We start from the raw sequence: 12541 nt of genomic DNA, 5'->3' as shown, positions 1-12541 counted from the left end.
TTGTTTAAATTCATCATTGTACCTTTGCCGTTGTTCACCCATGTGAACACCTCCTCGTTACGTCTATTATCTTAAATCTGTTAACGAGGTGTCCACTTATAATTCTAGTTGCAAATCTACAGCTAATATGCGGAGTATGCTCACTTTTGGCGGAAACCCAAGAAATTAACTGTAGGAAACACCGCTAATCCGCCAAATCCTCAAATATACGGAGAAATAACTGTAGGTTTTCCATCTATGTTCCCATACATGCTGCAACCCTAGCTGTGATCCTGCCAATCCTGCCCATAAACCATCCCCCCTCCATGCCCACCACTTACGCGCACAACTATCACCAAAAAGCCCCTCGGATTCCCGAGGGGCCTACAATTATCACTGGTTTTACTCGCCGCCTTTACGAATCCAAACCGTCATCTCGCCTTCACCGCGGTTACCCCATAGGTAATACGGAACTGCTTTGAGCTTCACTCGTTCGGCAGCCTTTTGCTGGGAAAGTGGTCGGTACGGCGTATCTTCCAACCAAGATGCCGAATCATCGGCTAAGCCTTCTGCCTCAACAACGACGGCTCCACCTAACAATCCTGCCTCGTAATTAGCTGCCAGCTTCAGCGCGGCTGCAAGGGATACGGACGCCAGAGGTGCGCCATTGTCCACTTCTTCCAGACAATACACGAGAGGTCCGCGTTCAATGGCAACTTTGCCTGCGTTAGCTCTAATCTCAGGATGTGCGGAAGTCAGTTGAGCCTCCAATACAAGCTCCCACTCCACGATGTCTCCCTGCACCCATTGCCTCTCAACCGATGCATAACCATTCACCGTTTCAAATGTTGTTAGAACGCCATTGATTTTCATGACAGCTCCACCATAACTCCATGAGGGGATACGCAGCGAAAGTGTAAACTTGTCTTTCGGAGCAGTCCTTAGCTCTAAACGGACGTAACCTTCCCATGGGAGTTTGGATTGTTGGGTAAATTCAACTTCACCCACAGCAAGCTCGAACCGCGCCTCGCTGCCAATGAATAGATGCGTATAGACCGTATTTCCCTCTGGAGAAGCGGTGTAAATATATCTATTCAATGAACTAAGCAGACGTGCCACGTTCGGTGGGCAGCAAGAGCAGCCAAACCATTTCTGCCGCACCGCCTTGACATGACGGCGACCTGGATTCAATTCAGATGCCCTCGGCCACACCTCCAGCGGATTTACGTAAAAGTAATGTTTACCATCCTGTGACATACTGCCGATGACGTTGTTGTACAGCGCCCGCTCCATAACGTCCGCATAGTCACTCTTCGCTTCCAGCTGCAGCATGTGCTTTGCAAAGAAGATGAGGCCAATTGACGCACATGTCTCAGCGTACACCGTATCGTTTGGCATATCGTAATCGAAAGTGAATGCTTCACCATGATGTGTTGAACCAATGCCACCGGTGATGTACATCTGTTTTCTGGTCGTGTTTTCCCATAGGCGGCGGCAGGCTGCAAGCAATGCTTGATCTCCCGTCAATCTGGCAAGATCAGCCATTGCTGTATACATGTATACGGCACGCACCGAATGACCAATGGCGACATCCTGCTCCCGAACTGGCTTATGTGCTTGATTGTACGCCATTTGCGCGACTGTCGGAATGGGTTCCTTCTTTTTCGACCAATGGCCGTAGCCATCTCTTTGTTTACATTCTTCAATCAGAAAGTTTGGCTCCACTCCACGCTCATCAATGAAAAATTGTGCCAGCTTCATGTAACGTTCTTCCCCTGTTGCTTGTGAAAGCTTGACGAGGGCAAGCTCGATTTCTTGATGACCGTCATATCCCCGCAATTGACCAGGCTCGCGACCGAAAATGGTTTCGATATAGTCAGCGAATTTGCACATGACATCGAGCAGTTTTCTTTTACCCGTCGCTTCATAATAAGCAACAGCAGCCTCCATCATATGTCCCGCACAGTACAATTCATGCGCTTCATGCAAATTCGTCCATGCCTGACCTGGCTCTTTAATTGTAAAATACGTATTCAAGTAACCGTTCTCATGCTGCGCCATAGCAATCAATTCAATGAAATTATCAGCTGTTTGCTCCAAAATAGGATCAGGCGTATTCGCAAGCGAATAGCCAACTGCTTCGAGCCACTTGGCTGCGTCGCTATCCTGAAACACCATACCGCCAAACTCACCCTTTTCGAGCCCTGCCGCGATACGGAAATTACGAATGGCATAGCTGGGTTCAGCATCTGGGATAGCATCATTTAGCGCATCCCATTGATAGGGAATAACCGTCCCTCGAACGAGCTCCGTAAAAGGATCCCAAAACTGGTCTTGAATACGAACCTTGTTCATTGAAGTCTGCGCTCCTGTCGAATTCACCATATGTAACTCCTCCTATTTTTCAATCATTTTTATATAATATTTGATTATCACCTTCTTACAGTTTATCCTTATAAATAAAGATAAAATAGTAATAAAACAAACTAATTTTTTATAAAATTTAACACTACTTGAATTGAGGCGTGACAATGAGTGAACATGGCCATATTTGGATGGAGCTTCCGCCATTGCCTTATTTCATCATGATCGGCTTATCCACCTACAGTCCAGGCGAAATGCATCCAAGTCGCCGAAGCCTTGGCATCTTCGATCTTCTCTGGGTTGTCAAAGGAACGTTATATATCGGGGAGGACGATAAGGAATGGGAGGTTTCGGAAGGACAAACACTATTGCTGTTGCCAGACCGCTATCATTATCCTGTCAAAGCCTGTGACACAGAGACCGTTTTCTATTGGATACACTTCGACTTTCAAGGGGTATGGCGACATACGTCTGATCATGAAGTAAGCACTATGTATCCGCAGGTTCGAAAGTCATGGGAAAATCCGTATCGCATCCACATTCCGCAATATAGCTCACCACCTGAGTTCGCACTAGCTGAACGACATCTCCGAAAGCTTGTGGCTGATTCGGCTCATCATCGATCAGAGACCTATTGGAGTGAGCAGCAGCTCTTCATGGAACTGCTTCGTTTGCTCGATGCTGGACAGACTCGCAGCGATGCTTCCCCTGCCTTAAAGCTTGCCGACAAGATTGAGGCCTATTTGCGCCAGCATTATCAATCTGATGTGACGAATAGTACACTCGCATCGGAGTTTCATTTTCACCCTACTTATATTGTCAGGTGTATGAAAGAGATTTATGATTGCACACCGATGGCGTATTTGCATGAGTACCGAATCGAACAAGCTAAGCTGCTGCTGATCAAAACCGAGTGGTCCATCGCGCGTATCGCCGAGCATATTGGTTTTCTTAACGCGCCTTACTTCTCGAATTGCTTCAAGGCCGCTATTGGCATGTCACCACTTCGGTTTCGCAAGCAATATTCGGCATGAAAAAAGGCTAATCCGTCAGTAGATTCCTCTACAACACAGATCAGCCTTTCGTTAACCTATTTCAGGACCGCAGCCCCATTCACTGTTCTAAGAATTGAATCCAGTTGATCCTCTTAAAGCGCCTTCGTAGCTACTAATAGATTGAAAAGAACTTGTGCCGCTTCGGCACGCGTTGAAATGCCTTTCGGGTCGAATTGGTTTGCACCGCGACCTTGAATCAAATGCAGCGCTGCTGCCGATCTCACAAATCCAGCCGCCCATGAAGAGACTTGATCTTCATCTGCGAATGTTTGAGAAGTTGAGCTAGCGGCTTTCCCATTCTTGAACTCGTACGCTCGAAGAAGTAAAGTAACCATTTCCTCACGGCTAATCTGCGCGTTCGCATCAAACATTGTTGCACTTCTACCTTGTACAATTCCTGCCTTCACTGCGATAGAAACGCTATCTGCGAACCAGTCGCTTGCTTTCACATCAGCAAATGTCATTTCGCCTTTTTCCGTAAGCTTCAAAGCTCTCACTAGAAGCGTTGTGAACTCGGCACGTGTGACGCTGCGTCCAGGTTCAAAGGTTGTCGCACTTGTACCCTCAACAATTTGCTTTGCAGCAAGCTCCTTGATCACATTGGAAGCCCAATGGCTGGAAGGCACATCGGAGTAGGACTTGGATACTTCAAGTACAGCATATTTACTAAAGTGATTAATCTCCGCTGTGATGACATCTTTATCTAATTTGCCACCCACGTACGTTAGTGTTCCATCATTAGCAATATAATAGATTCCTGCTAATGCCGAATTCACGCTTGCTGGAACCTTCAACTCAATTGTAATCGGCTGACTGAACTTCGAAAGCTCAACTGTTTTACCGTCCGCTGTCTGAATGAACAAATGGAACTCGTAAACATCGCCAACTAATTTATTCTCTGTATTTGCACTATTGCTATTAATGAGAGTTTTCGCTTCCCCTTGCGCGACGATGTCAAGCTTCAGAGATATTGTACTGCCCTTTACTTGATCCGTAGTGAACTTATCTGTTAATTGGTTAAGCACTTCGGACGGGAACGAAAGGGTTAATGCGTCTGACTTGATCTCCAGATTGTTCTGAGAAATTAACTCGGTAATATTCCCAGGAAGTCTGATCTCTGAAATGTCAGTTGGGATCGCAACAGTGGTTGTACCATTTGCGCTGTTTGTAAGTTGACCTAGTGTGATGGTGATGACATGATCCGTTGTTGGCAGAGCAAGAGGAACAGGATCTGGCTCTGGAGATACAGGAACAGTAGCAGTAACAGTAACAGAAGCTTTCGCTGTGAAGCTGCCATCTACAGTCGTTACCGTAATCTCCGCTGTACCGGCTGAGATCGCCGTAACTTTCCCATTCGTATCTACGCTTGCAACATTTGTATTGCTCGAGCTCCAAATTACGTTTTTATTCGTCGCATTTGCTGGAAGAAAAGATGCTGTCAACGTATCCCAAGCACCTTGTGCCAAGTTAAGGCTTGATTGATTTAGGAGGATACCCGTTACATCAACAACTGAAGCTTGTGGCGTAGCGCTAACTTCATTAGAAGCATCGCTGGTTCCGCCTGGATTGACAGCTTTAACAACAAAATAATAGGTCGTGCCATTTGTTAATCCAATAGCATCATAACTGTATACAGAACTGTTGACAGTTACAGGAGATAAACTATACGTTCCTGATGTTGTACCGATGAATACTTGATATTCCGATGAGCCGTCTACCGGATCCCACATCAAATTCACATGACTATCACCTGCTGCAACAGCCTGTAACACTGGAACTCCAGGAGCTGGCACCTGCGGTGTGGCGCTTACCTCATTGGAAGCATCGCTGGTTCCGCCTGGATAAGTCGCTTTCACAACAAAATAATAAGTCGTTCCGTTCACCAAGCTTGTCGCGTCAAAGTTGTATACATCTCCGCTAACAGTTGCCACTGCAGTTCCGTAAGATCCGCCCGCTGTTCGTTGGTAAACCGAGTACGTGATCGATTCGTTCATTTGACTCCAACCAAGAGACACATGTCCACCTCCTGCAGACACCAGATTAATCGTCGGTGGTGTAAGTACTTGACCGGAAATGTTGATGACCTTGGATCCAATTACACCGTTCAAGTCATTGGCTGTCGCCACAACTTTTACTTGGCCGTTATTTACAGAAGTTAACAATCCACTTGCGCTGATTGTCGCTTTGTCGGTAGGTGTATCATCCATGTTCACTACGGACCACGTTACCGTTTGATTATCCGCATCCGCAGGTAACACCGCTGCTGACATTTGAAGAGTGCCGCTTTTCAAAGTGATCGCTGATGCTCCACTTGCAGCCGTTACATCAACTGATGCAACTTCGATAATTTGGCCAGTTATGTTGATCATCGCGCTTCCGGTTACGCCGGAGCCATCATTGGCTGACGCCACGATTTTTACCTGGCCATTTTTCACGGCAGTTAACATTCCGCTCGTGTTAATTGTTGCCTTATCCGTTGGTGAATTGTCTGTGTTATAGACTGACCACGTGACTGTTTGGTTGTTCGTATTTGCTGGGGATACAGCTGCTGACATTTGTAGTAAGCCATCGTTCGCCGTAATCGCTGTTCCTCCGTTAGCTCCTGTTACGTTAATGGTAGTCAAAGGATTCGAGAAAGGTACAATATTGCCATTCACTTTAAAGTTTGAAAACACAGCCGTTCTGGCAGCAATTCCTGTATTCAGTTTCCTTACAAAAATACCAACTTTGGGGTTTGTTAAAGTAGCAGTGTAGCTGCTTACATTTTTTTGGAAAACAGTCCAATTAACTCCGTCTCCACTATATTCCCCTGTATACGTATTTCCCGATTTTGTAATTTTCAAAAATACATCACCAGATGCGAACGGATCTATGTCATTATTGTCTGTTTGTCTAACTGCCGACCCGTTGGGTAGACCTTGCGAAAACCTAATCTGATTATAGCTATTAAGGGCAGGAGTTGTAGCACCCGTATTATACTGACGACCCAAAGAAATGAAATTGAGATCATCTTGATAAACAACTAGACCTGCCCATTCATAGTTGTTTGATGGAGCAAAATTTAACTTCGTTGAGATCGTAAAATCACTTGAACCAGGAACTCTGTAGAGAATCGGGATTGGTTTAGTTGAAAGTGCAGACCATTGCCCCTCTTTTGTCGTTAATCTCATTTCATTCACATTATTGGAGTTGGGCTCCCAGAGATTAATATCTTCTCTCACCCATGCCCACCCATTATTTAAAAAAGCTTTCGATTGACCGCTGATCACTACATTCATTTCTTGTTTAACACCGGTACCGTCATTCGCTGTTGCGATGATCTTAACCGTTCCATTCCTAATCGCTTCTAACAGACCACCTGCGCTAATTGTCGCAAGATCCGTTGTTGTTCCATTTGTATTCATCACGGACCAAGTAACCGTGGTATTATCTGCATTTGAAGGCGTCACCGCAGCTGACATTTGCAATGTACCGCTTTGAGCAGTTATCGTAGTAGCACCACTAGCTCCTGTAATATTAATCCCCGTTACAGGTACAGTTGGCGCAGTAGTTACAGTAATATGAGCTATCGCACGGATTGAACTACCGCTAACTGTTCCATTCACTGTAAAGCTTCCAGCCGATGCATATTTCGATGAATCTATGCTATCCCAAGTTACAGCTACCTGTTTTGTTGTAGAATCAGTAAAAACTTGTTTAACAACTGCAGGTAATACAGGAGCTTTCCCTGTTATGGTCGCCGCACTAACATCTGTAATACTAACAACAGTTCTAGGCACGTAATCTTCAAGCGTTGCTCGCATAGTTGCAGGATTCACTGGAGATCCCATCGCATTAACAATGTGAGTAATTTCTCCTCTTTTATTTAAGGAAACCGTGGTTGCATGATGTATTTTCACGCCTGGCTTATCTGGAACTTCAATACCGCTCTCCATCGAAACGATGCCGCCGGTGAAATTGGAGTATATCCCTAAGCCATAAGCTTCATGTGAATTTACCGAATCGGCTACCTTATAAGAAGCGAAACCATTCACGGTGCCGTTGTTGCTCATCCACCTTTCTTGATTCGGAACGTCATAGGGAATTTCGGTTTGATAAAAGTAGGTTCTTCCCCGTTCTCCATTCCATACCGTCTGGTACTCATGAAAATGTTCCACGAAAAGCCCGTACATGGTCACGTCATTCCCATTAACAATCATTCCGTTGATCGTCGTATTGGAATCCCATCCAGCGCCCGTACCATGATCGGCACGCCATACCCAGAAATGGTCTCCAATGACATTGTTGCTGTTGATTTCGATACTGACATCAGCTTTGGCAAGCGCATCGCCGCCGACTCTGAAATAAAGATCATGCAAAGATGTCGGATTAGCCGAATGATCGTTTGAACTACCTTTAGGACCAACCTCCATAAGGACAGGTGAATTCACGCTTCCTGCTTCAAATAGGAGACCAGCAATTTTCACACCGTCTACATCTGCAACAGAGAGGGCCACAATACCATTGTCTGAATGCAAGGTTGCAAGTCCAAGACCCAGCACAACCGTATTAGGTTTCGTAATTTTAACCGTATCTGTGAAATGATACACGCCTGGCGTAAACAAGAGGTGCTTACCTTGATCAAGCGCAGCATTGATGGTAGCAACGGATGTTGAGGTGTCTGCGATCAAGAAATCTTCAATCGCAATAGAAGTACCCGCCGTTGTACCTGTTGACCAACTCGTTCCACTTTTATTAGTGACTGCATCTGGTACAAACACTTTATACTTTTTAGTCACAGAATCGAAGGTCAGAAATGGCTTTTCACGAATAACCGGTACTTTATCTACGACTGTGAAAGCTTTTGTAGGCCAGTCTTCTGCAGGTGCATTCTCGGAACCAACAATGGTTGTATTCCATAATGATCCATTCCATGTGCCCCATTTACTGTTTCTCGTGAACCATTGCTGCTGTGATCCCGAATTTACAGTACCGTCTACTAACGAGTCTGCCAAAAATCCGCCGCTTGCCCAACCGCCTTGGTCATGCAGCGTCAAATTACCTTTTACATGCAACCGTCGTATAGGCGCTGCTTGCGAAACCGCAAACTTCATATCTCCATTAGTTGGTGCTACAGCCAAGTTTTCGACGGAGCGCCAAAAGTTTTGAGTAGCATTATGATTGGTCATCCAATTGGCATCAACCGTTACGCCGCCATTTATGGTGACATCGTCAGGAACTTGCCCTAAACCGGATACTTGTGTGTAGAAACCTACATTAATACTAGCCTTATAGGCGCCTGGCTTGAAAAGCATGGCATACCTTTGCGTACCGAATTGATTGGTTTCTTGCTGTGCGAATAATTCGGCACTTTTTGTTTCAACGTCGACAGCTGTTTGTGTCGGATCCGCGAGTGGATCAAATACAAACACATTTGGTCCGAAATCCGGCTCTGTCAGAGCTGATGTTTCCACAGAAAGAGCAGATTCTACACCAGTGCTCACCGATGAGATCTTGTAGTAATATCTCGTGTTCGCCGTCAAGCCTGCGTCCGTGTAGCTCGTTGCAACAATGTCCGAGGTATTGACCTTGACGAATGTACCATTGCTGCTTGGCGAACGGTACACGTTATAGCTATTAGCACCTTGTACAGCTGTCCAAGTTAAGCTAACGGAATGAGTGGTTGTCGAAACCACGGGTTGATCAGGTCCAGCTGCAAGGGTTACGCCAGATCCGAAAGTAAATAAACTAAATAAAATAGTAATTGCTAACAAAACAGATATACTTCTTTTTAACATGTCCCCACCTCCAAATAAATTTCGTGCAAATTGTCACCCATGTTAAGCGCTTTCATAACCCCGACTAATGTCCTCCTCGTGTTCAAATGATGTGTAACGGCAGCTTGTCCGTTTGTCATTTCTTCCATCATCATATCTACAATAAGAAGGTAGGATAAGAAAACAAATTGACCAATTTGAATAATTTTTTAACTTTTACCAAAAATTTAGTTAATTAACATATGTATAATAAAAAGAGCCCCACGACGTATCGTAAGACTCTTCAAGTTCCTAAATAGTTCCCTACCCGCATCGTCATGAATATGATTTAAGAACCACATGTCTTTGAGAAGGGGAGCTCACATGATTATCCGTAAATCAGTCCGTGTTTCGAAGCTGCGAATCAAACCATCCTTACCGCGCCTGATTGCATCTATTCCCGTTAGCAGTCCGGCTTTATATTTTGCCATCAACCCCATTACGAAACGGGTCTACTTTATTCAAGGTGATAACGCTCTAGGTGTACTGGACACACGAACAAATAAAATCATAACTATCATTAAGATAGGCAAAATGCCTTACCACATGGCCGTCAATACGCGGACGAATCGTATATATGCAGCCAACTTCTTTGATGGAACCGTTTCCGTCGTAAACGGCCTTACGAACCGAGTCATCTCCACCATTAAAGTAGGAGAACGAGTCGATCATATCGCGGTTAACACGCGTACGAATCTTATTTATGTGACGACGATCTCATTAAATTCGAAGAACACTGATGTTGTTGTCCTGAACGGAGCTACCCATAAAGTACAAAGCAGAATACCTTTCACCGGACGTCCAGCTCAAATTGCAGTCGATGAAAGCAGCAATCGCATCTACGTAACGAATACGACCAGTGATACGTTATCCATTATAAAAGGGGATACGAATACGATACTTACAACCGTAAAAGTCGGAAGAAACCCTGTAATAACACCTGTCCTAGATAGGAAAACAAATCAACTTTATATCGCAAATAACCTAAGCCGTTACTGCTCGGTTGTTGATCTCCGATCGACGAAGGTTCGCAGGATTCCACTCGGCAGACGGCAAAGGGACATCACGATTAACCCCAATACGAGTCGGGTCTACGTCTCAAGTGCACAAATTTCCGTCAAGGGTCGACTTTTTGTCATCAATAGCAGAACGAACAAAATCACTGGCACATTAACCGTACCTGCCTTTACGGATGTGCTTATTAATCCGACAACGAACCACCTGTTCATTTCGGAATCGCCCGAGAACGGAACTGCCCCGCTGATCGTCTATGATGGCAGCAGCCTGAAGCCGCTGACTAAGCTCCAAGTTGGCAAAGGTTCTGGGCATTTGCTGCTTAACCCGCGCACGAACCGCATTTATGTAGGCGGCGAGAATGCGATTACCGTTATACAGGACACTTCTCGATAAATGCATTGGGGTATATAAGCCAAGAGGTACGGGTCATACTTGATAGTAACTACGATCAAGAGGAGTGGGACGTATCTTAATTAATATCATTGTAGGCTTTATTATTCCGTGGACATTTGGACTTTCCTGGTATAAGAAAGCTCCAACCATTGCCATTCTCATATTTCCTGTCTCTGCCATCATCTCTTCCCTGATAAATGCCATAGGCTATCACGTAGAATTTTGGGATTTTACACCGTTGATTGAAGATGATGAAACGATTTCTGCGCTTCCTTTTGACATAGGACTCTATCCGTTGGCAGCCTGTCTTGAGATCTATTGGATTGATTTCAAAAAGAAGAACCCACTGATTATTCTGATCATTATTTGTACAATGTTATGTTCTCTTGAATATATTGCCTATTTGGTCGGGAAAGTTGAATACGGTCACGGTTGGAATCTTGGCTGGACCTTTGTCTCTTATTTCATCGCTGTCTCTGCTGTGTATGGATTCTACGTACTCGCGAAAAAACATGGAGTTAACTTTACTAGTACAAAATAAGATTTGCGTCTTGCACAGACAATTCAAAGACAAGCAAAGATCCACCCCTGCGTTTAGCGCAAGCGTGGATCTTTTTTTGATAGTTATACGTACCCCGACACTATGCCCCCTACAATGCCAGCAAGAACAACAGTCCACGGGGGTAATTTCCAAAAGTGCAGCATCGTAAATAAAATAGAAACCAGTACAAAATCAACTGGTCTTAGAATCGCCGTGGTCCATAAAGGGTTGTATAGTGCTGCCAAAAGCAAACCAACTACTGCCGCATTAATGCCTACTAATGCACTTTGTATACGGGAATTGTTGCTTAGAATCGACCAGAACGGCAGCGTCCCTATGATGAGTAAGAAGGCTGGCAAGAAAATGGCTATGGTCGCGATGATCGCGCCAGTAATTCCATGAATCATTGCACCTAAGTAGGAAGCAAAAGTGAACAGCGGTCCAGGAACTGCCTGCGTAGCGCCGTACCCCGCAAGGAAATTTTCTTTACTAATCCAGCCCGTAGGCACAACGGCTTGTTCTAGGAGTGGTAACACGACATGTCCGCCGCCAAACACGAGGGCACCCGATCGATAGAAGCTATCGAAAAGCGATAACTCAGTTGTACTTACGGCTGAACTTATGACGGGCAATGCAATTAATAAGCCGAAAAATAGGGAGAGGCAGCTGACAGCAACTTTACGACTGATCGGAATTGAAACATTAGCAACTTCCGGAACTTTCGTTTCCTTGTACATCCACATGCCGATGAGCCCTGATGCTAGTATGAGTAATACTTGGCTGAATGCCGTCTGCCATATGAGTGTAACAGATGCAACAATAACGGCTAATGTGGCACGCCTTTTATCTGGTGTCAGCTTCTGCCCCATACCTAGAATAGCCCCAGCCACAATAGCAACAGCAACGATTTTCAATCCATGAATCCACCCCGCGTGGCTTAGGTCCAATCCCTCTAAGAGAAAGGCGAACGCGACCAGAGCAATGACAGACGGAAGCGTAAAACCTAACCAAGCGACCAGACCTCCAAGCAAGCCAGCACGGATGGCACCAATGCCAATCCCTACTTGACTGCTGGCTGGGCCAGGTAGAAACTGACAAAGGGCAACTAACTCCGAGTAGCTCTTCTCGTCGATCCACTTACGCTTTCGTACGTATTCATTATAAAAATACCCTAAATGAGCAATAGGTCCTCCAAAAGAAGTCAGCCCTAGCTTGAATGACACGAGCAGCACTTCGATGAGTACTTTCATTCTACTTGGGGACGGTAATTTGATATCATATTGTTGTGTTTCCATAATTAGCCTCGCTTCAGTTGTGTTCATAACTGGTTAGGATTTCGACAATATGATATCACTAACGTAAGCGTATTTATAGTTAATTATTGATGAAGGTCATTA

6 protein-coding genes are annotated in these 12541 nt (G+C 45.0%); 3 read left to right on the top strand and 3 right to left on the bottom strand.

Annotated features, from left to right (window positions below; translation table 11 throughout):
* Positions 1–381 precede the first annotated feature (381 nt).
* The gene (locus tag AC58QC_RS29780) at positions 382–2364 is read right to left on the bottom strand and encodes a glycoside hydrolase family 127 protein (protein ID WP_497418591.1); all 1983 of its coding nucleotides are present in this window, start codon (positions 2362–2364) and stop codon (positions 382–384) included.
* A 146-nt stretch (positions 2365–2510) separates the two neighbouring features.
* On the opposite strand from AC58QC_RS29780, the gene AC58QC_RS29775 reads away from it, so the two are divergent.
* Positions 2511–3377, top strand: coding sequence for an AraC family transcriptional regulator (locus tag AC58QC_RS29775; RefSeq protein WP_497418590.1), 867 nt, complete (start codon positions 2511–2513; stop codon positions 3375–3377).
* A 113-nt stretch (positions 3378–3490) separates the two neighbouring features.
* Here the strand turns inward: AC58QC_RS29775 and AC58QC_RS29770 are convergent, their stop codons facing one another.
* Entirely contained in the window at positions 3491–9175 is a 5685-nt protein-coding gene (locus tag AC58QC_RS29770) for a pectate lyase-like domain-containing protein (protein WP_497418589.1), read from the bottom strand.
* 342 nt (positions 9176–9517) lie between these two features.
* Between AC58QC_RS29770 and AC58QC_RS29765 the strand changes: the two genes are divergently transcribed.
* Both AC58QC_RS29765 and AC58QC_RS29760 read left to right on the top strand, forming a co-directional pair.
* Positions 9518–10603 (top strand): YncE family protein, encoded by a 1086-nt coding sequence (locus AC58QC_RS29765; protein WP_497418588.1) that lies wholly within the window; start codon positions 9518–9520, stop codon positions 10601–10603.
* 64 nt (positions 10604–10667) lie between these two features.
* The gene (locus AC58QC_RS29760; protein WP_497418587.1) at positions 10668–11144 is read left to right on the top strand and encodes a CBO0543 family protein; all 477 of its coding nucleotides are present in this window, start codon (positions 10668–10670) and stop codon (positions 11142–11144) included.
* 83 nt (positions 11145–11227) lie between these two features.
* Here the strand turns inward: AC58QC_RS29760 and AC58QC_RS29755 are convergent, their stop codons facing one another.
* On the bottom strand, positions 11228–12439 hold the full coding sequence (locus tag AC58QC_RS29755; RefSeq protein WP_497418586.1) for a chromate transporter: 1212 nt from the start codon (positions 12437–12439) through the stop codon (positions 11228–11230).
* Positions 12440–12541: the final 102 nt, after the last annotated feature.

This window comes from Paenibacillus sp. J22P51, assembly GCF_059692215.1.
This window is presented reverse-complemented; position numbering and strand designations above follow the sequence as displayed.